At 73.3% G+C, this 23,000-nt stretch carries 22 protein-coding genes; 14 read left to right on the top strand and 8 right to left on the bottom strand.

All coding sequences use genetic code 11. The features are described from left to right. Nucleotides 1-202 precede the first annotated feature (202 nt). From AB0B20_RS00380 to AB0B20_RS00390, 3 genes are all read left to right on the top strand, one after another. Nucleotides 203-1,750, top strand: a complete 1,548-nt coding sequence (locus tag AB0B20_RS00380) for a hypothetical protein (protein ID WP_357466892.1) — start codon at nt 203-205, stop codon at nt 1,748-1,750. A 121-nt stretch (nt 1,751-1,871) separates the two neighbouring features. Continuing rightward, nucleotides 1,872-2,777: a hypothetical protein gene (locus AB0B20_RS00385; protein ID WP_357466895.1), complete on the top strand. Its 906-nt coding sequence runs from the start codon at nt 1,872-1,874 to the stop codon at nt 2,775-2,777. An 87-nt stretch (nt 2,778-2,864) separates the two neighbouring features. Continuing rightward, on the top strand, nt 2,865-3,176 hold the full coding sequence (locus AB0B20_RS00390) for a hypothetical protein (RefSeq protein ID WP_357385989.1): 312 nt from the start codon (nt 2,865-2,867) through the stop codon (nt 3,174-3,176). 21 nt (nt 3,177-3,197) lie between these two features. Here the strand turns inward: AB0B20_RS00390 and dacB are convergent, their stop codons facing one another. After that, nucleotides 3,198-4,781, bottom strand: a complete 1,584-nt coding sequence (gene dacB, locus AB0B20_RS00395) for a D-alanyl-D-alanine carboxypeptidase/D-alanyl-D-alanine-endopeptidase (protein WP_357466898.1) — start codon at nt 4,779-4,781, stop codon at nt 3,198-3,200. A 314-nt stretch (nt 4,782-5,095) separates the two neighbouring features. Between dacB and AB0B20_RS00400 the strand changes: the two genes are divergently transcribed. Next, on the top strand, nt 5,096-5,377 hold the full coding sequence (locus AB0B20_RS00400) for an iron-sulfur cluster biosynthesis family protein (protein ID WP_357385986.1): 282 nt from the start codon (nt 5,096-5,098) through the stop codon (nt 5,375-5,377). Between the two features lie 2 nt (nt 5,378-5,379). On the opposite strand, the gene AB0B20_RS00405 is transcribed toward AB0B20_RS00400, so the two are convergent. Beyond that, complete coding sequence (locus tag AB0B20_RS00405; protein ID WP_357466902.1) at nt 5,380-6,393, bottom strand: hypothetical protein; 1,014 nt, start codon at nt 6,391-6,393, stop codon at nt 5,380-5,382. A gap of 313 nt (nt 6,394-6,706) precedes the next feature. On the opposite strand from AB0B20_RS00405, the gene AB0B20_RS00410 reads away from it, so the two are divergent. Next, nucleotides 6,707-7,099: a cupin domain-containing protein gene (locus AB0B20_RS00410; RefSeq protein ID WP_013284343.1), complete on the top strand. Its 393-nt coding sequence runs from the start codon at nt 6,707-6,709 to the stop codon at nt 7,097-7,099. 34 nt (nt 7,100-7,133) lie between these two features. On the opposite strand, the gene AB0B20_RS00415 is transcribed toward AB0B20_RS00410, so the two are convergent. Both AB0B20_RS00415 and AB0B20_RS00420 read right to left on the bottom strand, forming a co-directional pair. Next, nucleotides 7,134-8,315: a threonine synthase gene (locus AB0B20_RS00415; protein ID WP_357385982.1), complete on the bottom strand. Its 1,182-nt coding sequence runs from the start codon at nt 8,313-8,315 to the stop codon at nt 7,134-7,136. Nucleotides 8,316-8,323: 8 nt separating this feature from the next. Continuing rightward, nucleotides 8,324-9,358: a DNA polymerase ligase N-terminal domain-containing protein gene (locus tag AB0B20_RS00420; protein ID WP_357466907.1), complete on the bottom strand. Its 1,035-nt coding sequence runs from the start codon at nt 9,356-9,358 to the stop codon at nt 8,324-8,326. Nucleotides 9,359-9,436: 78 nt separating this feature from the next. On the opposite strand from AB0B20_RS00420, the gene AB0B20_RS00425 reads away from it, so the two are divergent. Next, on the top strand, nt 9,437-10,219 hold the full coding sequence (locus AB0B20_RS00425; RefSeq protein WP_357385978.1) for an aldo/keto reductase: 783 nt from the start codon (nt 9,437-9,439) through the stop codon (nt 10,217-10,219). A gap of 60 nt (nt 10,220-10,279) precedes the next feature. Here the strand turns inward: AB0B20_RS00425 and AB0B20_RS00430 are convergent, their stop codons facing one another. After that, nucleotides 10,280-11,416: a cellulose binding domain-containing protein gene (locus AB0B20_RS00430; protein WP_357466910.1), complete on the bottom strand. Its 1,137-nt coding sequence runs from the start codon at nt 11,414-11,416 to the stop codon at nt 10,280-10,282. A gap of 328 nt (nt 11,417-11,744) precedes the next feature. Between AB0B20_RS00430 and AB0B20_RS00435 the strand changes: the two genes are divergently transcribed. Both AB0B20_RS00435 and ctaD read left to right on the top strand, forming a co-directional pair. Next, the gene (locus AB0B20_RS00435) at nt 11,745-12,851 is read left to right on the top strand and encodes an FAD-dependent monooxygenase (protein ID WP_357466913.1); all 1,107 of its coding nucleotides are present in this window, start codon (nt 11,745-11,747) and stop codon (nt 12,849-12,851) included. Between the two features lie 126 nt (nt 12,852-12,977). Then, nucleotides 12,978-14,735, top strand: a complete 1,758-nt coding sequence (ctaD, locus tag AB0B20_RS00440) for a cytochrome c oxidase subunit I (protein WP_357385972.1) — start codon at nt 12,978-12,980, stop codon at nt 14,733-14,735. A gap of 284 nt (nt 14,736-15,019) precedes the next feature. On the opposite strand, the gene AB0B20_RS00445 is transcribed toward ctaD, so the two are convergent. From AB0B20_RS00445 to AB0B20_RS00455, 3 genes are read right to left on the bottom strand one after another with little or no spacing between them, the layout of a single operon-like run. Further along, nucleotides 15,020-16,261 carry an MFS transporter gene (locus AB0B20_RS00445; protein ID WP_357466918.1) on the bottom strand — a complete coding sequence of 414 codons (1,242 nt, stop codon included), beginning with the start codon at nt 16,259-16,261 and terminating at the stop codon, nt 15,020-15,022. A gap of 39 nt (nt 16,262-16,300) precedes the next feature. After that, a complete protein-coding gene (locus AB0B20_RS00450) occupies nt 16,301-16,882 on the bottom strand; it encodes an isochorismatase family protein (protein ID WP_357385968.1) in 582 nt (193 codons plus the stop codon). A 13-nt stretch (nt 16,883-16,895) separates the two neighbouring features. Then, nucleotides 16,896-18,182, bottom strand: coding sequence for a nicotinate phosphoribosyltransferase (locus AB0B20_RS00455; protein ID WP_357385966.1), 1,287 nt, complete (start codon nt 18,180-18,182; stop codon nt 16,896-16,898). Nucleotides 18,183-18,525: 343 nt separating this feature from the next. Here AB0B20_RS00455 and AB0B20_RS00460 point away from each other — a divergent pair, with 343 nt between their 5' ends. From AB0B20_RS00460 to AB0B20_RS00485, 6 genes are all read left to right on the top strand, one after another. Then, nucleotides 18,526-20,061: a hypothetical protein gene (locus AB0B20_RS00460; protein WP_357466922.1), complete on the top strand. Its 1,536-nt coding sequence runs from the start codon at nt 18,526-18,528 to the stop codon at nt 20,059-20,061. 115 nt (nt 20,062-20,176) lie between these two features. Then, on the top strand, nt 20,177-20,467 hold the full coding sequence (gene clpS / locus AB0B20_RS00465; protein WP_181571954.1) for an ATP-dependent Clp protease adapter ClpS: 291 nt from the start codon (nt 20,177-20,179) through the stop codon (nt 20,465-20,467). Then, nucleotides 20,464-20,967, top strand: a complete 504-nt coding sequence (locus tag AB0B20_RS00470; RefSeq protein WP_357385962.1) for a DUF2017 domain-containing protein — start codon at nt 20,464-20,466, stop codon at nt 20,965-20,967. Before clpS ends, AB0B20_RS00470 begins: the two co-directional genes overlap by 4 nt. Nucleotides 20,968-21,022: 55 nt before the next feature. Then, nucleotides 21,023-21,511 (top strand): M67 family metallopeptidase, encoded by a 489-nt coding sequence (locus AB0B20_RS00475; RefSeq protein WP_357385960.1) that lies wholly within the window; start codon nt 21,023-21,025, stop codon nt 21,509-21,511. Between the two features lie 67 nt (nt 21,512-21,578). Next, nucleotides 21,579-21,917, top strand: coding sequence for a MoaD family protein (locus AB0B20_RS00480; RefSeq protein WP_357385958.1), 339 nt, complete (start codon nt 21,579-21,581; stop codon nt 21,915-21,917). A gap of 10 nt (nt 21,918-21,927) precedes the next feature. After that, nucleotides 21,928-22,893 carry a cysteine synthase gene (locus AB0B20_RS00485; protein ID WP_354873450.1) on the top strand — a complete coding sequence of 322 codons (966 nt, stop codon included), beginning with the start codon at nt 21,928-21,930 and terminating at the stop codon, nt 22,891-22,893. Nucleotides 22,894-23,000 lie beyond the last annotated feature (107 nt).

Below are 23,000 nucleotides of genomic sequence, written 5' to 3' on the forward strand. Positions count from 1 at the left end.
GAGCCTGGGGAGATCTTGGAAGGAAATGGCCCCTATGGGGGCCTAATTCTTCCAAGATCTGGTTCAGGGAGGGGTGCGGCGGGGTGTGGCGCGTGGGAATCGCGCGGACTGATGCCCTTCTGCAAGATCGCGTTCTGTGTCATCCTCCCTACGGCGAGCTACGGGGCCGGGCCGCTCGCCGCCGGTGGCCGAGGGAGGGTCGGTGGCTGAGGACGACATCGCGCGGACCGGAATCCGGGTCGGGGGTTGGCTGCCCACGCCGGACGATTCGGCAGACGCGCCGGAGCGGCCCGCCGGTCCACGCCGCCTGCCCGGGGACACCGATCCCGGCGTACCCCGGCCGGTGACGCCACGGGACGCCGAGCGCTCACCGTCCGACCCGGACGATCCGGTGCCGCCGGTCGACCTGGATCCGCCCGGTACCGCCGTCTGGCCGCCTCCGCGCGCCGCCGGCCCGCCGGCTCCCGACCTTCCGCCCGCCGGCCCGCTCCCGGCCGACATACCCGCACCCAGCCTGCCCGCTCCGGGCCCACTCGCTCCGGGACCGCTCGTTTCCGCTGCGCCGGCCGGCCCCGAGTCGCGTCCGAACCCGCCCGGCGGCCGGGTTCCGCTGGTCGGGCCGGCGCCGATCGGACTGCACCTGTCCGCTCCGTCGCCGGTCCGGCAGGGTCCCGCTCCCGATCCGGCCGAACCCGGCCCGCCGCAGGTGACCGGCACGGAGGCGAGGCCGGGCCGGCACTCCGTCCGGGAGAGCATCCCGGCCCGCCTCGCCGACCTGGCGAGCCGAATCGGCAACCTCGCCGGCGTGAAGATCGGCAAGCTGGTCGGCGGGATCACCAACCTGGCCGGCGGGATCACCAGCCTGGCGGGCCGGATCGGCGTCCGGCTGCGCGACGCGGCCCGGACGGTGCGGGCCCGGCTGGGCCGGACGCTCGGCCCGACCCGGCCTCCGGTCGATGCCCCGGCTACCCGGGTCGCGGTGGCCCGGGGCCGGCGTCGGCGTCGGCGCGCCGTGCTGGCGGCGGTGGCCGTGACCGGGCTGGCGGCGGCGCTTGCGTTCACGGTCCGGTCACCCGCGCCACCGCCGTTGACCCGGGAGACCTCGCCCGTGGCGGCGCCGAGCGATCAGGCGTCCGATGACCAGGCGCCCGACGATCAGGCACCCGACGATCAGGCGCCGGCCGTGCCGGCCGACCCGGTGTCGCCCGGCGGGCCACTGCTCGACGTGGACCTGGTGCCGCTGCCCGGGACGGTGTCGCTCACCGCGCTCGGTACGCGGGACTGGCGGCACTGGGGCGGCTCCGGCGCGGACAGCTTCCATCGCAAGGCGGGCGGCACCGGTGAGATCCAGGATCCGGGCGGCGAGCGGCTGGAGCACAACGCGGGCGCCAGCGATCTCCAATGGACCGACGGCACGCCGACCGCCGCCCAGGAGGGCACCCGCGCGGGGGTCTTCCAGCGCGGCGCCGGCAAGAGCTTCACGCTCGGCGTGGCCGGGAGCGGGAAGCCGCGTACGGTCCGGTTGTTCGTCGGCACGTTCTCGGCCGGCGCGCGGCTGGACCTGTCGCTGTCCAGCGGCGGCGATCCCGCCGTCCGCGAGGTCGCCCTCGCCGCGGGTGACCGCTTCTACCAGTACGTCATCCGCTTCCGGGCGACGCCGGGGGAGCGGCTGCTGATCAGGTGGCAGGCCCTGACGGTGACCGGCGGGCAGAACGACGGGGTGGCGTTGCAGGCGATCACGGTAAGCTGAGCGGCCCGGTGGCCGGCCGTGAGGTAACGAACTGGAAACTCCCGTCGCTCGACATATGGCGCGAACCCTCTTCCGGTGACACCGTGAAGCCCGTCATGCTCCGGTCGTATCGGACGGTGCGGTGACCGAAGTGGAGGGTGTGGTGGGCCAGGAGGACCGTCCGCGTACCGGCCCCGGATCGCATCGGCACGGCCTTCCGCGTACCCGGTCCGCGCTGCGCCGGCTGCGCCGTCGGCGGCGGTTGATGCTGGAAGGGCTGGCCGCGGTCCTCTGCCTGGCGGCGCTGGCGTTCTATCTCGGCGGGGAACGGCACGACGCGCCGCGCGAGGAGCACGCCGGGTTGCCCGTCGCTCCGCCCGGCCCGGTCGGGTTGCCGAACGAGGCCGGCGAGACGGTGGTCAACCCGGGGCTGCGCCCCCGGCAGCGGCCGCCGTCGCCGAGCCCGTCGCCGTCCACGCCGTCGCCGTCGCCGACGAGCGCGCTGCCGCCGACCGTCACGGTCACCCGCGCGGAGGTGCCCGCCACCGTCGACCTCACGGCCGCCGGCCCCACCGACTGGGTCCACTGGGGGCTCACCGGCGCCGACCGGGCGGTCCGCAAGCGGGGCGGCTCCGGTGAGATCCGCGACGAGGGCGGCCGGGGGCGGCGGGAGAGCTTCAGCAACAACCCGGAGGCGTACGCCTGGCGCGACGGAGCCCCTGTCGCCTCGGCGAGCGGCACCATGTCCGGCGTCTACACCTGCCACCGGGGCAGCGGGTTCAACCTGGCGGTGGCCGCCGACGGGAGCCCGCGCACGGTGCGTCTGTACGCCGGGCTCTGGATGGCCCGTGGCCGCCTCGACGTGCGCGTCTCCACCGGCGGCCCGGTGACCACGCTGCGGATGGAGGATCCGCACACCGCGCTCACCACCGAGTTCACCGTCAGGTTCCGCGCCCCGCGCGGCGCGAAGCTGCTGCTGAACTGGACCGTGGAGGAGTCACTGGGCGACTGCGGCAACGTCAGCCTCCAGGCGGTGGCGCTGCGCTGAGCGGGGACAGTTTGTCCGTCGCGTACCCGGCCGGGCGTCGTAGGTTTCCGTTGCCACGTCCGACCATCCTCTGTGGAGGCCCGACCGATGACCGGCTCTGCCCCCGTCGTCCCCGCCCGCCCGCGTAGCGACGCCGACGTGCCGCGCGAGATCCCGATGCCGCCGTACGTGACGGTCGAGGACGTCCAGTTCGCGGTGCGGGCGGTGGTGGTGCACGCGCCCCGGACCTGGTCGGGTGGGACCGTCTGCCGCAACGACGCCAGCCCGCACCCGTGCCGCCTGCACCGGTGGGGCCGGCGGGTGCTCACCCTGCGCGGGCTGCCGCCGGCCGAGATCGACGCGCTCGTCGAGCGGGGCGACCCCGGGGCCGGCCCGCGCCCGTACCGCCCCGGCGCCTGAGCGCCGGGGCGGCCCGGCCGGTCAGCAGAGCGCGGGCTTCACCCAGGAGCACTCCCGCCCCTCCGGCACGCGCGGCGAGTCCGGCGCGGTGGGCACCGTCCGCCGGGCGGTCGCCGTCTCCTTCTCGGTGTGCGCGGCAAGCGCGATCGCGATCTGGTCCTCCAGCCCCTTCACCGACGAGGTGAGGTAGTTGTTCAGCACGATCGAGAAGGCGAGCAGCCGCCCGTCGGCGTCGGTGACGTAACCGGAGAGCGCCGAGGCCCCGGTCAGGCTGCCCGTCTTGGCGTGCACGTTGTTCGCGGCGGGCGTGCCGCCCATCCGGCTGCGCAGCGTCCCGCCCACGAACCGGTCCGGGTTGCCGGCCACCGGCAGCGCGGCGTACCAGGTGTCGAACCAGGGTTCGGCGCGGACCGCCGAGAGCAGCGTGACGAACTGGGCCGGCGGGACGAAGTTGCGCCGGGACAGGCCGGACCCGTCGCGCTGGCGCAGCGTGCCGGTGTCCACCCCGGCGTCGCCCACGTACCCGCTGATCGCGGAGAGGCCGGCGGCCCAGGTCCCGGAACCGGACAGCTGCCGGCCCAGTTCCTTCGTCAGCACCTCGGCGTGCCCGTTGTTGGAGAGCTTGAGGAACGGCACCATCAGGTCGGCCAGCGGCATCGAGTCGTGCCGGGCGAGCGGCTTGGCGGTGTCCGGGGTGGCGCTGCCGAGCACGGTCCGGCCGAGCACCCGTACGCCGTGCCGCCGCAGCGCGGAGCGGAACACGTCGGCGGCGTACCCGGTCGGTTCCCAGACGGTCACCCAGTCGCTCTCGGCTGCCTCGCCGACCGCGATCTGGCCGGTCACCACCACGGTGTTGCCGCCGTGCTCGCGTTCGAAGGAGATTGTGGTCTCGCCGTCGGCGACCGTCTCGGCCCGGTTGTCGATGCGCAGCCAGCCGTTCTCCGGCGTCATGGTGATCTTCGGGCGGGCTCCCTCCCGGGTGCCCGGCGCGGCGCGCACGATCACGGTGCCGGCGTCGTAGTCGGTGTCCGGGGCCACCGTGAGCGCGGACACCTGGGCGGCGTAGTAGTAGGGCTCGTCGTCCCAGGTCCAGTCCGGACCGAGCCGGTCGCGGTCGTACCGGGTGTCGTCAGCGACCAGGTCGCCCGCAACCACCCGTACGCCCGCCGCCGCGACCTGCTGGGCGAGCCGGTCGTAGTCGGCGGCGAGGATGGTCGGGTCGCCACCGCCGCGCAGGTAGAGGTCGCCGGAGAGCATCCCGGCGTGGCGCTGCCCGTCGGTGCTGACCTCGGTGGCGAAGCGGTGGCCCGGGCCGAGCAGCTCCATCGCCGCGGCCGAGGTGAGCAGCTTGGTGTTGGAGGCGGGGATGAGCCGGCGGGTGCCGTTGCGGTCGTAGAGCGTGCGGCCGGTGGTGGTGTCGACGACGACCACGCCCGCCTGGGCCCCGTTGAGCCGGCTGTCGGCGAGGACCGCGTCGATGGTGGCGTGCAGCCGGGTCTGCGCGGGGGTGGGCGCTTCGGCGGTGGCGGTGGTGGTGCCGGCGGTGGCCGCGGTGGCGACCAGCACCAGCACCGCCAGCGCCCGGGGGAATAGGCGACGATCCATGTGCAGATGCTGCCACGGAGATTTCCTGCGGAGAAGACTCCCGGGTGAAAGGTTATTTGCGGGGCCGGCGCGGACACCGCGAACGCGGGGAGTTCCCCGGCCGGGCCGGGGGAAACCCCTGTTCACCGGGGAGCGGCCGATCATCGGGTTCCGTTTGACGGATGACCGGGCAGCGGGCACGGTGGGGGTGAGGGCGGTGGAACGCCCTGCCTCCAGCGCGGCGAGAACCTGTTCCGCCCGCTTCCGGGTCGCGAGCCGACCGCGTGGGCCGTGTCGCCCGCGGAACCCGACATCCAGCCATGAGGAGTTCAGCCATGCTGACCATGACCGACAACGCCGTCCTGGTGATCCGTGACCTCGCCGCCCAGCAGGACGTCGCCGACGCCGGTGGGCTGCGCATCGCCGCCGACACCGACGCCGGTTCGCTCTCGATCGAGCTGGTGCCGCAGCCGGTGCAGGGCGACCAGGTGGTGGACACCGAAGGGGCGCGCATCTTCCTCGACTCCGACGCGGCCGAGCTGCTGAACGACACGTCGGTGGACGCGGTCGTCGACGAGGAGGGCGTGGTGCAGTTCGGGTTCACCGAGCAGGAGTGAGCTCAGCCGGCGCGCTGGTCCGGTTCCGGCCGGACCAGCGCGGCCAGCACGTGCGCCAGATGGTGCGAGGTGCTCCACGCGATCCAGTTGGCGGGTGAGCCCGCGCCGGCGCCCCGCCGCGCCCGCCGGACGACCTCGTGGTCGCCCCAGGAGAAGCCGGCCCCGGCCGGTGACCAGTGCGGCGCGGTGGTCAGCGTGCGGCACAGGTCGGCGAACCGGTCGTCGGCCCGGCCGCCGCGCCGCGACCAGCGGTAGACCCACCATGCCTCGTCGTCGGCCCAGCGCAGCGTCGGTGCCCGGTCGCCCGGCTCGTCCGCGTCCCGTACCGCGCAGCCCACGCCGTAGTCGCCGTAACCGAGGCGCAGGTCGGCCAGGCGCCGCCAGAGCGACCAGTCGTGGCGGTCCAGCCGGACCGGCTCGTCCACCGGCAGCCGGGACAGGGCCGGCGGCATCCCGCCGGCCGCCACCGTCACCGAACGCCAGGCGTGCCGCAGTGCCCACTGCGCGGCCCGCCGGAGCCGCGGTTCGGCCAGCCGGACGTCGGCCCGGCAGCACACGTCCCCGGCGTCGAGCAGCAGGTCGCACTGCTCGGGCAGCAGGCCGGTCACCCGCCACACCCGTTCCGCCGCCGCGGTGGCCGCGTCCGGTCCGGCGCGGTCCGGGCCGACCCGCAACCGGACGACCGCGTGGTGCGCCCAGGCCCGGGCCGCCGCGCCGTGCGCGGCCAGCCGCCGGTCACTGTCCGCGAGACCGATCACCGGCACCAGCGGTACGCCCCAGCGGACCGGATCGTGTTCCGGGGCGTCCGGCAGCGCCGACACGTCGACCGCGCACAGCAGCCCGTCCGGCAGCCGGGTCAGGCCGTCCACGATGGACGGAATGCCCGCCGGGACGTCGAGGACCGGTGCGACGAGCGCGGCGGAGGCGTCGTCCAGATGGGCCAGCGCCTCCAGCTCCCCACGCCGCGCGGCCAGCACCGGACGGTAGACCGTCGGCCGACCTCGGAGCGGCACCATACTTCAGAGTAACCAGGGGGCTGCGCCGCGTCAGGCGCTAGCGGGGGAACCGGCGAGAGGCCGTCCGGGCGCGGAGACGAGCGCACGGCGCCGCACGACCTCCGGTCGTAACGTCGCCGCGCTCCGGCCGTCTCCCGCCACCGCAGCCGTACGGCGGTACGCCGACGGGGACCTGGCTCGACCGGCCAGCACCGCACCGGTCTTGTCGGGAGCACATGCCCCTTCCGGAGGGAGCCAAACCCGCCGGGCGTGGGGAATTCCACCATCTGCCACTCCCGGCGTGGCGGGCGCGTGATCGGGGTATGAGCGAGCCATGGAGCATTTCACGATCGCGACAGTCGCCGAGAAGAGTCCCGACTTCCGCCGCGTGCTCTGGACCGGGGAGCACACCCAGCTGGTCATCATGACCATTCCGCCGGGCGGCGAGATCGGCGAGGAGGTGCACGAGGGCATCGACCAGATCCTCACCTTCGTCAGCGGCACCGGCGAGGCGCGGGTGGCCGGTGAGAAGAAGGAGGTCGTCTCCGGCGACCTGGTGGTCGTGCCGGCCGGCACGAAGCACAACTTCGTCAACACCGGACCGAACCCGCTGGTGCTCTACACCGTCTACGGCCCGCCGGAGCACGCCGACGGCGCGGTGCACAAGACGAAGGAGGAGGCGGACGCCGCCGAGGAGGCGGGCGAGGACGAGCCGCCCACCTCCTGAACCCCAGCCGAGCGGGGCGCCACGACCGCGCAGGTCAGACGGGCGCCCCGCTGTGCACCAGGCCCGGGTACTTGACGCCGGCCCCGGTGTTGAGCACCACCACGCGCTCCCCGGGCCGGATCCAGCCGCCCGCACGCAGGTGCCGGGTGGCGGTCAGGCACGCCGCGCCCTCCGGGCAGAGCAGCAGCCCCTCCCGGGCGGCGAAGTCACGCAGGTCGGTGAGGATCTCCGCGTCGTCCACGGCGATCGCGGTGCCGGCGCTCTCCCGCAGCGCGGACAGGACCAGCTCGTCACCGAGCGGGGCGGGCACCGTGATGCCGAACGCGACTGTGTGCGCGTCCGCCCACGGGGTGGCCCGGTCCTCGCCGGCCGCGAACGCCCGTACGATCGGCGCGCACCCGGTCGACTGCACCGCCACCAGCCGGGGCAGCCGGTCCTCCACCCAGCCCAGCTCGCGCAGCTCGTGCAGCGCCTTGTGGATGCCGATCAGCCCGACGCCCCCGCCGGTGGGATAGACGATCACGTCGGGCACCTGCCAGCCGAGCTGCTCGACGATCTCGTACCCCATGGTCTTCTTGCCCTCCAGGCGGTAGGGCTCGCGCAGCGTGCCGGCGTCGAAGATCCCGCCGTCCGATCCGGCGACCAGTTCGGCGATCTCCCGGCCCGCGTCGTTTATCAGGCCGTCGATGAGCCGCAGGTCGGCGCCGGCGGCGAGGCACTCCTCGCGGCAGATCGTCGGCGCGGCCAGCGGCATGGCGATCGTCGCGCCCATCCCGGCCCGCGCCGCGTAGGTGGCCCACGCCGCACCGGCGTTGCCGTTCGTGGGCATGGCGATCCGCCGCACGCCCAGCTCCCGGGCCCGGCTCACGCCCACCGACGCGCCGCGCGCCTTGAACGACCCGGTCGGGGTCAGCCCCTCGTCCTTGACGATCAGGTCCGCCACACCGATCTCGTGGCCGTACGCGGGCGCGCGCCACATCGGCGTCCAGCCCTCGCCCAGCGTCGTGACGCACCGGGGATCGGCCACCGGCAGCAGCTCGCGGTAGCGCCACAGGTCGGCCGGGCGCAGCCCGAACTGTTCCGGCGTGACGGTGGCGGCCACCGCGGCGAGGTCGTAGCGGGCCAGCAGCGGCGAGCCGCAGCCGCAGAGGTTCTGCAACACGTCGGCCGGATGTTCACGGCCGCAGCGCGGGCACTCCAGGTGCGTCAGATGCACGGTGGTCCTCAGCTCGCGTCGATGCTCAGCCAGTGCCGGCTGCGCCGGCCCGGCTCGTACGGGGAGTCGAGGCGTTTCGCCACCACTCCCGGGAGCCCCTGCTCACGTGCGGCCCGTAGGGCGTCCGCGCCGACTCCCGGGAACCACGGCGGAGTCTGCCAGTGCGGACCGGCGAGCGCCAGACCGTCGAGCAGGTCACGGCGTTGCGCGTACGGCACGTCGAGACTGGACACGCCCTCCAGCCAGAGCAGGTCGACGGCGAGGAACTGCCCGTCGCGCCGGGTCGGCGCGCGGACCCGCCCGGCCGGGTCGATCCGGACCAACACGCCGTCGAGCACCGCCTCCGCCGGGGCCAGCGCCTCGGCCATCGCCCGCGCCCAGGGGTACGAGCCGGTGATCTCCGTGTCGTCGCCGTCGAGCAGCCGCAGCCGGCCGCCGGAGACGTACGCCATCGCGCGCACGCCCGCCCAGCGCGGCTCGTACCCCCAGGCGGCGGCGTCGCGTGGCAGCCGCCCGCCCTGCGCGGCGAGCATCGGGCGGACCAGTTCGGGCATCGGCGTCCAGCCCTCCGGCGCCGGGTCGGTGCGCCTGATCATCCAGTCCCGGCCCCGGCCACCGGTGGCGAACAGGACGTACCGTCCCTTCGTGCGCTCGCCGTCGAGCACCACTATCACCTCGTCGTCGCGCCACTTCTCCGCGCGGTAGGTGCCGGTGTCGTGCACTGTCATCCGCCCGCCGCCGTACTCCCCGGCGGGGATCTCGCCGTGGAACGTCAGGTATTCCATCGGGTGGTCCTCGGTGTGCACGGCCAGGTGGTTGCGGCCCGGGTCGCGGGGCAGGCCGCGCGGGACCGCCCAGGAGGCCAGCACGCCGTCGTGCTCCAGCCGCAGGTCCCAGTGCAGGCTCCGGGCGTGGTGCTGCTGGATGACGAAGCGTGGCGCGCGCCGCGCGGACCGCTTCCGGCCCCGCACCCGCTCGGGCACCGGTTCCGGGGTACGCGCGGCGTCCCGTTTCCGCCGGTACTCCTCCAGCCGGTCCGCCATCCCCGCATCCTCCCCCAGACGTGCCGTACGCGCCGGGATGCCGGTGTGTGCGCGGCGAACCGGGGTAGAACGGGGGACATGGACCTCGATCAGCCCACCCTCCCGCTCGCCGGTGACGTCCGGATCCCGCTGCTCGGCTTCGGCACGTGGCAGGCCACCGGCGAGGCCGGGTTCCAGGCGGTGCTCGCCGCGCTGGACGCCGGCTACCGGCACATCGACACGGCCACCATGTACGGCAACGAGAAGGAGGTGGGCCGGGCGGTCCAGGAGAGCGGGCTGCGCCGGGAGGACGTCTTCATCACCACCAAGCTGCCGCCGGACCGGGTGGGCCGGGAGCGCGAGACGATCGAGGCCAGCCTGGCCGCCCTGGACACCGACTACGTCGACCTGTGGCTGGTGCACTGGCCGCCGTCCGCGCCCGGCGACAGCATCCCGGTGTGGCGGGAGATGCTTGCCGCGCGGGACGAGAACATGGCCCGCACGGTCGGGGTGAGCAACTACTCGACCGATCAGATCGACGAGCTGATCCAGGCCACCGAGGAGACGCCCGCGGTGAACCAGATCCGCTGGAGCCCGGCGCTGTACGACAGGCACACGCACGCCGCCCACCGGGACCGGGGCGTGGCGCTGGAGGGGTACAGCCCGTTCAAGGCCAGCGACCTGTCCGACCCGGTGCTGGTCCGCATCGCCCAGGCGCACGACGTGTCACCGGCCCAGGTGGTGCTGCGCTGGCACATCGACCACGAGATCGTGGTCATCCCGAAGTCGGTCACGCCGGAGCGGATCCGGGCCAACATCGACGTGTTCGGGTTCTCGCTGACCGCCGAGGAGATGCGCGACATCGACGCGCTCGCCGGCTGAGGCGTACCGGGAGAGGGGGGCGCGGTCCGTCGCGGACCGCGCCCCCCTCGTGCGTGGTGGTCAGCCCCGGGCGCAGGTGGAGCCGTTGAGGGTGAAGCTGCTCGGCGCGGAGTAGCTGCCGTTCAGCGTCGCCTGGTAGCCGAAGCTGGTCGACGCGCCGGGTGCCAGCGTGCCGTTGTAGCCGGCGTTGCGGGCGGTCACCGCCGAGCCGCTCTGGCTCACCGTCGCGTTCCACGCGTTGGTGACGGTCTGCCCGGAGGGCAGGTTGTAGTTGAGCGTCCAGCCGTTGATCGTGCCGGAGCCGGTGTTCTTGACTGTCACGTCGGCGGTGAAGCCGTTGTTCCAGACGTTAGCCGCCTTGTAGGTGACGGTGCAGGACGCGCCGCCCGACGGCGGGGGCGTGGTCGGCGCCGACGTGGTCGGCGGCGGGTTGGAACCGCCGGTGTCGACGTTCTGGGAGAACGAGTTCACCGCCAGCCCGACGCCGCCCTGCCACGGCTCGAAGCCGGCCTGGATGCTGGTCAGGTACCAGTCACCTGTGATCGCGCCCCGGTTGCGGGTGTCGTTGATGAACGCCAGCGCGTCGAAGCTGAAGCTGGGGATGGCCGACGGCGCCACGTACGAGATGACGTTGTTGGAGCCGTTGCTGCCCCGCCAGACCTCCCAGGTCCGGCCGGCGATGCTGGCGTTGCCGACCACCGAGCCGATGGGCTGGATCGGGCCCTGCCGGTTGAGCCAGATCATGATCTCCATCTGGTTCACGCCGTCGCGCTTCGGCGACGGGTCGAGCCAGATGTCGTACGCGGCGTCGTAGATCGCGCCGCTGACGTAGTTGTAGCTGATGCTGGCCGGCGCGCTGCTGATGTTCTTCACCTGCACCGGGAGGTTCGTGCCGGGCGAGCAGTTGGTGTAGTGGCAGCCCACGAAGATAGACGGGTAGGAGACCGGCGCCCCGTTCGTCGGCGCGGAGCCGTCCGCGCGGGTGATGGAGAAGCCGGTCGAGGTGACGTTGATGCACTGCTGGGCACTGGTGCCCCAGCGGTTGTTCTGCACCACGTACTTGCCGCCGATCGTGGTCGAGCCGTACTGCTCGCAGATCTGGGTGTCGGCGGAGGCGGTGCCGCCGAGCGCGACGGCGACGAGGGTGCCGGCGGCGAGCAGCCCGGCCGCCGCGAGGGCCCTGAGTGGACGCTTCATGATGCTCCTTGGCTCGGCGCGGGACGGCGCCGTTAGGTCGGGGGTACGGGCGGGAGCGCTCCCACGATGCAAGGAATACATTTACATGTCTGAAATCATTGCGCAAATGCGCCGAGGTCGTTAACGCTCCGCGTCCGCCCGGTGGCGCGGGGGAGGGCCCCGGCCGCGCCCTTCCCCCAGATGGGGGCGGGATTCCTGCCGGTGGGACGGGGTGCGCCGCCGACCGGCGGCCCGCGCCAGGGCGCACGGACACTTCCGCCACCTGGTTGCGGCGAGTAATGTCTTGCCTCCAACGCGTTCCGATCCCCCTCCGGAGGCGTACCCCGTGATGGGTGGTTCCCCCCTGCGCATCCTCGTCGTCGGCGCGGGCATCGCCGGCCTCGCCGTGGCCCGGGCGCTACGCCTGGCGGGGTTCCGGCCCGACGTCACCGAGCGGCTGCCGCCCACCGAGTCGACCGAGACCGGCCTCTACCTACCGGGCAACGCCGCCCGGGCGATGCGCCGGCTCGACCTCGACGGGCCGCTGCGCCCGGTCGGCCAGGTGATCCACCGGCAGCGCTTCCTCGACGCCGGCGGGGCGCCGCTGTGCGAGGTCGACCTCGACGCGCTCTGGGCCGGCGTGGGGGAGTGCCGGGCGCTGCCCCGGGCCGAGCTGCACCGGGTGCTGCTCACCGGCGCCGGCGGCGCGGTGCGCCACGGCGCCGAGGTGAGCACCGTCGACCCGCTGCCCGGCCGGGTCGCCGTCGGCTTCACCGACGGCACCGGCGGCGAGTACGACCTGGTCGTCGGCGCCGACGGGCCCCGCTCGGCAGTGCGGACGCTCGCCGCGCTCGGCGGACCGCCACGCCCCGCCGGGCAGGTGGTCTACCGCGCCCTGGTGCGCGGCGGCCCCCGGATCGCGGACTGGACCGCCCTGCTCGGCCAGCGGGCCGGCTTCCTGGTGGTGCCGCTCAGCGCCGGGCGGCTCCACTGCTATGCCGACGAGGCCGGCACCGACCTGCCCGCCGACCCGCTCGCCCGCCTGCGCGAGCTGTTCGGCTCCTACGGCGGCCCGGTGCCCGAGGTGCTGGCCGCGCTGGAGACCGTGCACGTGGAGCGCACCGAGGAGGTCGAGTTGGGGCGCTGGTTCCACGGCCGGGTGCTGCTCGTCGGTGATGCCGCTCACGCCACCGCACCGACGTTGTCCCAGGGTGCGGCAATGGCGCTGGAGGACGCCGTCGTGCTCGCCGAGTCGCTGCGGGCCGCCGACAGCGTCGAGGCCGCGCTGCTCGCGTACGAGAGCCGTCGCCGGCCGCGTACCCGCTGGGTGCGGGACCGGACCCGGGACCGCAACCGCACCCGCGACGTGCCGCCGGCGCTGCGCGACCCGTTGCTGCGCGGACGCGGCGGGCGGATCTTCCGGGAGCACTACCGGCTCCTGACCGGCCCCCTCTAGCGGGCCGAGATCGTAGCCGCCCACCCCACGCGGCGGGGCCACCTACCGGGGACTATCCTCCTTGCGGATGACGGCTGCGCCGATGACCAGCGCGCCGAGCGGGACAACCAGAACCGGAGGCCACTCGTGACCACCGTCGCACCCAAGCCGGTCGTGACCCGGCCCTGGCCGGTCCGCGAGCCGGTCAAGGGGTCGGCCCTCGCGCGGCTGCTGCGCACCACGGACGCGAAGCAGATCGGGATCATGTACATGGTCACCGCGTTCGTGTTCTTCATGATCGGCGGCCTGATGGCCCTGATCATGCGCGCGGAACTCGCGCAACCGGGCCTTCAGTTCCTGTCGCCCGAGCAGTACAACCAGCTCTTCACCATGCACGGCACGATCATGCTGCTGTTCTTCGCGACGCCGATCGTGTTCGCCTTCGCGAACTACGTGGTGCCGCTGCAGATCGGCGCGCCGGACGTGTCGTTCCCCCGGCTCAACGCCTTCGCGTACTGGCTGTACCTGTTCGGTGGCACGCTCGCCACGGCGGGCTTCATCGCCCCGGGCGGCGCTGCCGACTTCGGCTGGACCGCCTACACGCCGCTGAGCACCGCCGACCACGCCCCGGGCGTCGGCGCCAACATGTGGGTCGTCGGCCTGGCCATCTCCGGTCTGGGCACGATCCTCGGCGCGGTCAACCTGATCACCACGATCCTGACCCTGCGCGCGCCCGGCATGACCATGTTCCGGATGCCGATCTTCACCTGGAACATGCTGGTCACCAGCCTGCTGGCGATCCTGGTCTTCCCGCTGCTGGCCGCCGCGCTGTTCGCGCTCGCCGCGGACCGCCTGATGGGCGCCCACGTGTACGACCCGGCGACCGGCGGGCCGATGCTGTGGCAGCACCTGTTCTGGTTCTTCGGTCACCCCGAGGTGTACATCATCGCGCTGCCGTTCTTCGGCATCATCAGCGAGATCATCCCGGTCTTCTCCCGTAAGCCGATCTTCGGCTACAAGGGCCTGGTCGCCGCCACCGTCGCCATCGCCGCCCTGTCGATGAGCGTCTGGGCGCACCACATGTTCGCCACCGGCCAGGTGCTGCTGCCGTTCTTCAGCTTCCTGAGCTACCTGATCGCCGTGCCCACCGGTATGAAGTTCTTCAACTGGATCGGCACCATGTGGCGGGGTCAGATCACCTTCGAGACGCCGATGCTGTTCTCCATCGGCTTCCTGGTGACCTTCCTCTTCGGTGGTCTCACCGGTGTGCTGCTGGCCAGCCCGCCGCTCGACTTCCACCTGCACGACTCGTACTTCGTGGTGGCGCACTTCCACTACGTGCTGTTCGGCACGATCGTGTTCGCCGTGTTCGCCGGCATCTACTTCTGGTTCCCGAAGATGTTCGGCCGGATGCTCGACGAGCGCCTCGGAAAGATCCACTTCTGGCTGACCATGATCGGCTTCCACACCACGTTCCTGGTGCAGCACTGGCTGGGCAACGAGGGCATGCCGCGCCGGTACGCCGACTACCAGGCCGCCGACGGCTTCACCACGCTGAACACGATCTCCACGATCGGCGCGTTCATCACCGGTATCTCGACGCTGCCGTTCATCTGGAACTGCTGGAAGTCGTACAAGACCGGCCCGGTGGTCGAGGTCGACGACCCGTGGGGCCACGGCAACTCGCTCGAGTGGGCCACCAGCTCCCCGCCGCCGCTGCGCAACTTCGACCGCATGCCGCGTATCCGCTCCGAGCGGCCGGCGTTCGACGCGAAGTTCCCCGAGCTGGCCGCCGGGCAGAGCCTGGCCGGGCCGCCCGAGGGCGGCGCGAAGCCGCTGACCAGCGAGGTGAACGGTGGCGCCAGCTACCAGGAGGACACCGCGGGCAACCTCGACAAGCGCTGAGTACCGCGCAGCCACGTCGAACAGGGCGCCGCACTCCCTCACGGGGGTGCGGCGCCCGCCGCTTTCCCGGCCGGTTGCCCCCGGCTGGTTGCCCCGGCCGGTTGTCTCCGTTGATCATGAAGTTGACGGCAGTTCGTGTCCGTTATGTCGCCGCTAACCTCATGATCAGCGGTGCGGGGGTGGAGGGCAGGCGCCAGCTCGGGGGAGTGGGGGTGTCCGGGGCACGGGGAAACCAGCCACTTCCCCGTACTGGCTTCGCCCCGCTTCGAGGCGATGGCGGAGGGCTAGCGGGGAGCCAGGGCCAGGGCGGGGTCTGGAGTTGGGGTGGGGACCGGGGTGCGGCGGTGGCGCAGCTCTATCGGGAGCACCGCCACCGCCACCAGCGCGCCGATCGCACCGGTGACCACGAACCCCCACGCGGGCGCGGAGGCGTCGATCACCGCGCCGGCCAGCGGTGCGCCGAGCGCGATGCCGACCGTGACGGCGGAGCCGTGCAGGCCCATCGCCAGACCCCGGACGGAGGACGGGGCCAGCCGGCTGACCGCGTCGGAGGTGGACGCGATGGTGGGGGCGCAGAGCGCGCCGGCCGGAATCAGCGCCAGGCAGAGCAGCCACCAGTGCGACCCGCCCAGCCCCACCGGGATGGTGGTGAGGCTCAGCGCGGCCATCAGCGCCAGCGGGGAGAACGAGCGGCGTACCGCGCCGTAGGCGAAGCCACCTGCCAGCGAGGCGACCGCCCAGGCGGCCAGCACGGCGCCGGTCCAGCCGACCTCGCCACCGGAGCGGAGCACTGCCACCACCGCGACGTCGGTGCCGCCGAGCACCAGGGTGGCGGCGAGGCTGACGGCCAGGACGGCCAGCAGGCGCGGGGTGAGCCACTCGCGGCGGTGCACCGGGCGCGGCGGCCCGGCCGGCTCGTCGGCGGCCCGGATCGGCGGGTCGAGCAGCCAGAAGCAGATACCGGAGGCGACGATGCCGGCGCCGACCGCCCAGAGCGTCAGGCGCGGCGTGACGGCGGTGGCGAGGGCCACGGCGAGCGCCGGCCCGACCATGAACGACAACTCCACCGCCATCGAGTCGAGCGCGTACGCGGGGCGGCGCTTCTCCGCCGGCACGAGCGCGGCGATCGACTGGCGGACCATCGAGAAGATCGGCAGGGCGAGCAGCCCGGCGAGGAACGCGGCAGGCAGTAGCACCGGATACGACAGCGTGGGCGCGGCGGACCAGAACAGCGCCTCGGCGACAGTGGTGAGCACCAGCACCGGCCGGAGCCCTCGGCGGTCGATGAGCCGCCCGAGCAGCGGGGCGCCGACCGCCGCGCCGACCGTCGACGCGGCACCGACCAGGCCGGCGGCGCCGTAGCCGCGGCCCAGGTCGAGCACCACGTAGAAGGTGAGCGTCACCCCGGTGGCGGTGAGCGGCACCCGGGCCAGCACCGACACCAGCAGCAACGATCGGAGACCGGGCAGGGCGAGCGCCTCCCGGTAAGGCTTCAGATTCACGACGGTCCGTACCTCCGGCGCCATCCTGGGGCCGGGGTACGACACCCGCAAGCGATTACCGGGTCAAGCGGCGGTGATCACGGGCTCGCCGACCATCGTCACCCCGGCGCCGTCCAGCGCCCGCAGCGCCACGTCGAGCGTGTCCGGCGCGACGGCGGCGGTCAGGTCGAGCAGCACCGTGGTCCGGAAGCCCTCCCGGGCGGCGTCCAGGGCGGTCGCGCGCACGCAGTGGTCGGTGGCGATGCCGACCACGTCGACCCGGTCCACGTCGTGGCGTCGCAGCCAGTCGGCCAGGCACTCGCCGTCGGGGGCGTGGCCCTCGAAACCGGAGTACGCGGCCGCGTGCTCGCCCTTGTGGAAGATCACCTCGACCCGGTCGGTCGCCAGCTCGGGGTGGAACTCGGAGCCGGAGGTGCCGACCACGCAGTGCCGGGGCCAGGAGTCGACGTAGTCCGGCGGGTCGCCGAAGTGCGCGCCCGGGTCGACGTGGTAGTCCTTCGTCGCGACCACGTGGTCCCACCGCTCCGGCTCGGCGGCGAGCAGCCGGGAGATGCCGGCGGCCACCCCTGCCCCGCCGCCGACCGCGAGGGAGCCGCCCTCACAGAAGTCGTTCTGCACGTCCACGATGATCAGGGCGTTCGCCATCGGGGGTTCCTCCTCAGCTCGCGGGTACGACGGTGACCGGTACGGCTGGATCCCCGGCGGAGAGCTTGAGCCCCTCCCACGGGATCGAGATCAGGCACTGACGCAGGTGGTCCCGGGACTCCTCGAGCGTGGGCAGCGTCTCCGGCTCGCCCGACACCACGTACGAGTGCTGGAGCAGCCGGTCGTTCGGCTGCCGGTCCGGTACGCCCTGCGGCACGATGACCTCCTCGGTGGCGGTGCCGGTCGGCTTGTGCCGGCGGACCGCCACCTTCCGGCCGCCGATGGTGGCCTTGTGCTCGGAGCGCTTGACCACCGGCCGCCCCTCGACCTCGACCAGCTTGTAGACCAGTCCGGCGGTGGGCGCACCGGAGCCGGTCACCACCGCGGTGCCGGCGCCGTACATGTCCACCGGTTCGGCGGCGAGCGCGGCGATGGCGTACTCGTCCAGGTCGCCGGAGACGATGATCTTCGTCTCGGTGGCGCCGAGCGAGTCGAGCAGCTCGCGGGACTGCTGGGCGATCACCGCGAGGTCGCCGGAGTCGATCCGGACCGCCCGCAGCTCCGGCCCGGCCACCGCGATGGCGTTGCGGATGCCCTGGGCGATGTCGTACGTGTCGACAAGCAGCGTGGTGTCCTTGCCCAGCGTGGCGACCTGGGAGGCGAACGCGGCCCGCTCGTCGTCGTGCAGCAGCGTGAACGCGTGCGCGGCGGTGCCCGCGGTGGGGATGCCGTAGCGCTGCCCGGCGGCCAGGTTGGAGGTGAACCGGAATCCGGCCAGGTACGCGGACCGCGCCGCGGCGACGGCGGCCTCCTCGTGTGCCCGGCGGGAGCCCATCTCGATCAGGGCCCGCCCCCGGGCCGCGGTGACCATCCGGGCGGCGGCGGCGGCGACCGCGCAGTCGTGGTTGAGCACCGACAGCACGAGCGTCTCCAGCACCACGCACTCGGCGAACGTGCCGGACACGGTGAGGATCGGGGAGCCGGGGAAGAACAGCTCGCCCTCGGCGTAGCCGTCGATGTCGCCGGTGAACCGGTAGTCGGCCAGCCACTGCGCGGCGGGCTCGTCCACCACGCCGGTACGGCGCAGGAAGTCGATCTCCGCCCGGTCGAACCGGAAGTCGCGGATCATCTCGATCAGGCGGCCGGTGCCGGCGACCACGCCGTACCGGCGCCCGGCCGGCAGCCGCCGGCTGAACACCTCGAAGACGCAGCGTCGATCGGCAGTGCCGTCACGCAGGGCCGCGCTGACCATGGTCAGCTCGTAGTGGTCGGTCAGCAGCGCGGGACGAAGGGTGCTCACCGCTCCAGCCTAGAGTTCAGCCCGGATCCGCGCCGTCGTGCCCCGGCATCGACCGCGGAGCGGCCCGCGAACTCGCCGCGTCCCTCCGGGCCGCCGACCGCCGGTCGCCGACGGTGGAGGGCATACGGACGACGACCTCCCACCCGCCCATCGACGCGGCACATCGATCGTTCCGGTGCGCGTACGTGCCGTCACGCAGAGAAGCTGAGTAATCTGTTCATTGCCCGTGAGTGTCCGATGTGTTGGTCGTCGGGTGGCCGGCACCCGTGCTCTTCCGGCAATCCCTGCAATCGGGGGAAATCCCGCGACCGCCCCCCTGGTCGCCTCACCGGGAGGCCACCTGATGACGCCAGGTCCGCTCCCCTCGGTCGACGTGCCCGAGCCGCGCCGCCGGGCCCAGCGCTCCGGACGGGTCCCGCAGCCGGCCCGGCCCGTGGTGACCACCGCCGGCCCGGACGATCCGAGCGTCGTGGTCGTCGCCGGTCCGGCCGGTGCGAACCGGCGCGAGCTGATCGCCGGCCTGCTCCGGGCCGAGGCCGCGACGCTCGCCGTGCCGCCGGGAAGTAACCTGCTGGTCCGGCACGCCACCACCGTCACCCGCGCGGCGTACGTCCCGGGCTACCGCCGGCCGCAGCTCTACGACGCCGCCCCGCCGGCCGCCGCTTCGGCCCGGCCACCCCGGCGGGTCGAGCTGGGCCTGCCCGATCCGCTGCTGCGGCACTTCACGGTGGTCGACACCCCGGACACCGGCACGCTGGGGGTGGCCGGCGCCCGGGTCCTGCGCGACGCTGTCGGCCGGGCCGGCGCGCTGCTCTTCGTGATCTCCGCCGACCAGGCGTTCAGCGCGGCCGAGCTGCATCTGCTGGCCGAGGTGGCGCGTACCCGGGTCGAGGTGTTCTTCGCCGTCACGCCCGGCGTGACCGGCCCGCCGGGCGACGGCGGGCAGGCACCGGGCCGGGTGGCTGCGGTGCCGTCGCCCGGCCGGTCCGGGTCCACCGGCCGGCTCGACCCGGTGTCGGTCTCCACCGAGGCGCACCGCGCGACGTTGCTGGCCGCGGTCCCGGCGCTCGACCGGGCCCGGTGGTTCCCGGCCCGGCGGGCCGAGCTGCCGCGCCTGCGCCGCGCGCTGGTGGGCTGGGCCGACGAGGTGCGGCGCCGCACCGCCGGCCCGCCGGCACCGGACGGCGCGCCCGGCCGGGTGCCGGTGCCGGCCGGCGTCGAGCCGGGCGAGCTGGCCGACCGGATCGACCGCCAGGCCCGCGCCTGCGCCCACCGGATCCGGCAGCACCTCGCCCTGGAGCTGGCGAACATCCACCTGCGGGTGGTGCAGGAGATCGTCTTCGGGGCCGGTTGCGCCGGCCTTCCTCCGCTGCTCGACCGGGAGCTGGAAGCGCTGTCGCAGCTCGCCACCGCACAGTGCGACGAGGCCGTGCGGGACCTGGTCGACGAGGCCGCGGCCCGGGTCTTCGGCGAGCCGCCGGCCGAGGGCGTACGCCGGCGGATCATCCATGCGCTGCGGCGAGGTGTGGCCGACCACCCGGACGCCGCCGAGCTGGACCGGGTGCTCCTGGTGACCAGCACGGCGGGCGTCGCCGGGCTGACCGGTCCCGGTGCCCTGGACGCGCTGGCCGGACTGCCCGGCGCGTCGCGCGACGAGGTCCTCCCGCCGGTCGGCGTCGCCCTCAACGGCGGCTGCTGGCAGCACTGGCGGGCGCCCGGCAACGACGATCCGAACGCCGCCCGCTCCTGGGCCCAGCGCACGCTGCGCGAGGTCGAGCTCGAACTGTCCCGCGAGGTGTCCCGACGTTTCGAGGTGATCCGGCTCTCGCTGGGCACGGTGCTCGCCGATGCTGTCGACCACGGCATCCTGCTGGCCTGACGGGGCCGCCGGCCGGCGGCGACCCGGGCTCGCGTACGCGGCCCGGGCGGGTGACGACGACCGGCGCGCCGTTCCGGTTCATCGGTTCCCGGGATCCGGTGGCACGATGGGGGGCATGGCGGCTCCACAGGTTGCGCCGGTCGAGACGCCGGACACCGAAGAGGTGCCGGTCTCCGACCGGCCGTGGGTGACCATCGTCTGGGACGATCCGGTCAACCTGATGACGTATGTGACCTGGGTGTTCCAGAAGCTCTTCGGGTACAGCCGGGAGAAGGCGGAGCGGCTCATGCTGGACGTGCACCACAAGGGCAAGGCCGTGGTCTCCAGCGGCGCCCGGGAGCGGATGGAGCACGACGCGGCGCAGCTGCACGCGTACGGGCTCTGGGCGACGGTGGAGAGGTCATGAGCATGTTCCGCCGCCGGGGCGACCACTACGTGGCCACGTTCGCGGTCGACGAGGTCCGCGTACTGCGCAAGGTCGCAGGCGAGGTGGTCGGCCTGCTGACCGAAGGCTTCGACCACACCGACCCGGTGGTCGGGCGGCTCTTTCCCGACGTCTACCCGGACGACGACGCCGGCACCGCCGAGTTCCGCCGCTACACCGAGGGCGACCTGAAGACCGCCAAGATCGACCAGGCGGGCGCGATCCTCGCCGCGCTGCCCGACGGCGACGCCGGTGGCGAGGTACGGCTGGACGCGGAGGCGGCCGAGGCCTGGCTGCGCGCGCTCAACGACGCCCGGCTGGCGATGGGCGTACGCCTGGAGATCAAGGACGGCACCGACCTGGACGAGGAACTCGACGACGCGGTGGCCGATGACCCGGGTTCGTCCCGGGTGTTCCAACTGTCGGTCTACCGCTATCTCGGTTATCTCCAGGAGTCCCTGCTCAACGCGCTCATCGACTGAGTGGTGACGGTCGCCACCTCGCCGCCCGGGGTGACCAGGGGCTAGGCTGGCAGGCGTGCTGAGCATCGACCGGTCGATCATCGACGCGATCGTCGCCCACGCGCGTCGGGACCACCCGGACGAGGCGTGCGGCGTGGTCGCCGGCCCCGTCGGCAGTGACACCCCGACCCGGCACATCCCGATGGACAACGCCGCCCGCTCCATGACGTTCTACGAGTTCGACTCGATGGAGCAGCTGCGGGTGTGGCGGGAGATGGACGACCGTGACGAGGAACCGGTCGTCATCTACCACTCGCACACCGCGACGGAGGCCTACCCGTCGCGTACCGACGTCTCCTTCGCCGGCGAGCCGGGCGCGCACTACCTGCTCGTCTCGACCCGCGAGCCCGACACCGAGGAGATCCGCTCCTTCCGGATCGTCGACGGCGTGATCACCGAGGAGCCGGTGAAGATCGTGGATGCGGGCGTGGACCCGAACGCCGTCCAGTCCTACATGTTCGGGCAGAGCCCGGCGACGGTCGACTACGAGTGTTCCGACCGCTGACCTTCAGCGCCGGCACCTTCCTTTTCCCGTCACCTGGCACGATCCCGAACGAGGAGCACGAGACATCATGGCCATCGAGGTTCGCATCCCCACCATCCTGCGCAGCTACACCGGCGGCGCGAAGGTCGTCGAGGGCAGCGGCGACACGCTCGCCGACCTGCTCACCGACCTGGACTCCCGGCACGGCGGCCTGAAGGCACGCCTGGTCACCGACGCGGGCGCGCTGCACCGGTTCGTCAACGTCTACGTCAACGACGAGGACGTCCGCTTCCTCGGCGCGCTCGACGCCAAGCTCAACGACGGCGACAGCGTGACCATCCTGCCGGCCGTGGCCGGTGGCGCGTTCGGCTTCGCGGCCGCCGCGGCGATCGCCTCGCACGCGGTCTCCTCGCGCGCCGCCCGCTGAGGGGGCCGCGATGACGCGGTACGACAGCCTGCTCGACGCCTGCGGCGGCACGCCGCTGGTCGGCCTGCCCCGGCTCTCGCCGACGGTGCCCGAGGGGGCGCCGCCGGTGCGGCTCTGGGCCAAGCTGGAGGACCGGAACCCGACCGGCAGCATCAAGGACCGCGCGGCGCTGTTCATGGTCCGCGCGGCAGAGGAGGCCGGCCGGCTGCGTCCGGGTGACACCATCCTGGAGCCGACCAGCGGCAACACCGGCATCTCGCTGGCCATGGTGGCGAAGCTGCGCGGCTACCGCCTGGTCTGTGTGATGCCGGAGAACGTCTCCACCGAGCGGGTGCAACTGCTCCGCATGTACGGCGCGGAGATCATCTTCTCGCCGGCGGCGGGCGGCTCGAACCAGGCGGTCGCGACCGCCAAGCAGATCTCCGCCGAGCACCCGGACTGGGTGATGCTCTACCAGTACGGCAACGAGGCGAACGCCCGGGCGCACTACGAGACGACCGGGCCGGAGCTGTTGCAGGACCTGCCGGGCATCACCCATTTCGTCGCCGGGCTGGGCACCACCGGCACGCTCATGGGCACCGGGCGTTACCTGCGGGAGAAGGTCGAGGGCATCCAGATCGTGGCGGCCGAGCCGCGCTACGGCGAGCTGGTCTACGGCCTGCGCAACATCGACGAGGGCTACGTGCCCGAGCTGTACGACGCCGGCGTGCTGTCCCGCCGCTTCTCCGTGGGCACCCGGGACGCCGTGCTGCGGACCCGGCAGCTCGTCGAGGTGGAGGGCATCTTCGCCGGGTTCTCCACCGGCGCGATCCTGCACGCCGCGCTCGCGGTGGCGCACGAGGCGGTCCGCGACGGCCGCCGTGCCGACGTGGCGTTCGTGGTCTGCGACGGAGGCTGGAAATACCTCTCGACCGGCGCGTACGGCGGCACCCTCGCCGACGCGGAGGAGGCCCTGGAGGGTCAGCTCTGGGCCTGACGGGCCGATGGCCGGTCCGGTCGGTGGTTCGCCCGCCGGCCGGACCGCCGGTCTCGCCCGTCACGGACGCGTGTCGGTGTCACGTTGATGACAACTTCCGGCAGATG

The organism is Micromonospora sp. NPDC049151 (assembly GCF_040648395.1).
Lineage (GTDB): Bacteria > Actinomycetota > Actinomycetes > Mycobacteriales > Micromonosporaceae > Micromonospora.

What these genes read in the sequence shown, in the direction of transcription:
- AB0B20_RS00390 (WP_357385989.1), top strand. Translation starts at nt 2,865, where the DNA reads ATGACCGGCTCTGCCCCCGTCGTCCCCGCCCGCCCGCGTAGCGACGCC.
- dacB (WP_357466898.1), bottom strand. Translation starts at nt 4,781, where the DNA reads ATGGATCGTCGCCTATTCCCCCGGGCGCTGGCGGTGCTGGTGCTGGTC.
- AB0B20_RS00400 (WP_357385986.1), top strand. Translation starts at nt 5,096, where the DNA reads ATGCTGACCATGACCGACAACGCCGTCCTGGTGATCCGTGACCTCGCC.
- AB0B20_RS00405 (WP_357466902.1), bottom strand. Translation starts at nt 6,393, where the DNA reads ATGGTGCCGCTCCGAGGTCGGCCGACGGTCTACCGTCCGGTGCTGGCC.
- AB0B20_RS00410 (WP_013284343.1), top strand. Translation starts at nt 6,707, where the DNA reads ATGGAGCATTTCACGATCGCGACAGTCGCCGAGAAGAGTCCCGACTTC.
- AB0B20_RS00420 (WP_357466907.1), bottom strand. Translation starts at nt 9,358, where the DNA reads ATGGCGGACCGGCTGGAGGAGTACCGGCGGAAACGGGACGCCGCGCGT.
- AB0B20_RS00425 (WP_357385978.1), top strand. Translation starts at nt 9,437, where the DNA reads ATGGACCTCGATCAGCCCACCCTCCCGCTCGCCGGTGACGTCCGGATC.
- AB0B20_RS00430 (WP_357466910.1), bottom strand. Translation starts at nt 11,416, where the DNA reads ATGAAGCGTCCACTCAGGGCCCTCGCGGCGGCCGGGCTGCTCGCCGCC.
- AB0B20_RS00435 (WP_357466913.1), top strand. Translation starts at nt 11,745, where the DNA reads ATGGGTGGTTCCCCCCTGCGCATCCTCGTCGTCGGCGCGGGCATCGCC.
- AB0B20_RS00445 (WP_357466918.1), bottom strand. Translation starts at nt 16,261, where the DNA reads ATGGCGCCGGAGGTACGGACCGTCGTGAATCTGAAGCCTTACCGGGAG.
- AB0B20_RS00450 (WP_357385968.1), bottom strand. Translation starts at nt 16,882, where the DNA reads ATGGCGAACGCCCTGATCATCGTGGACGTGCAGAACGACTTCTGTGAG.
- AB0B20_RS00460 (WP_357466922.1), top strand. Translation starts at nt 18,526, where the DNA reads ATGACGCCAGGTCCGCTCCCCTCGGTCGACGTGCCCGAGCCGCGCCGC.
- clpS (WP_181571954.1), top strand. Translation starts at nt 20,177, where the DNA reads ATGGCGGCTCCACAGGTTGCGCCGGTCGAGACGCCGGACACCGAAGAG.
- AB0B20_RS00470 (WP_357385962.1), top strand. Translation starts at nt 20,464, where the DNA reads ATGAGCATGTTCCGCCGCCGGGGCGACCACTACGTGGCCACGTTCGCG.
- AB0B20_RS00480 (WP_357385958.1), top strand. Translation starts at nt 21,579, where the DNA reads ATGGCCATCGAGGTTCGCATCCCCACCATCCTGCGCAGCTACACCGGC.
- AB0B20_RS00485 (WP_354873450.1), top strand. Translation starts at nt 21,928, where the DNA reads ATGACGCGGTACGACAGCCTGCTCGACGCCTGCGGCGGCACGCCGCTG.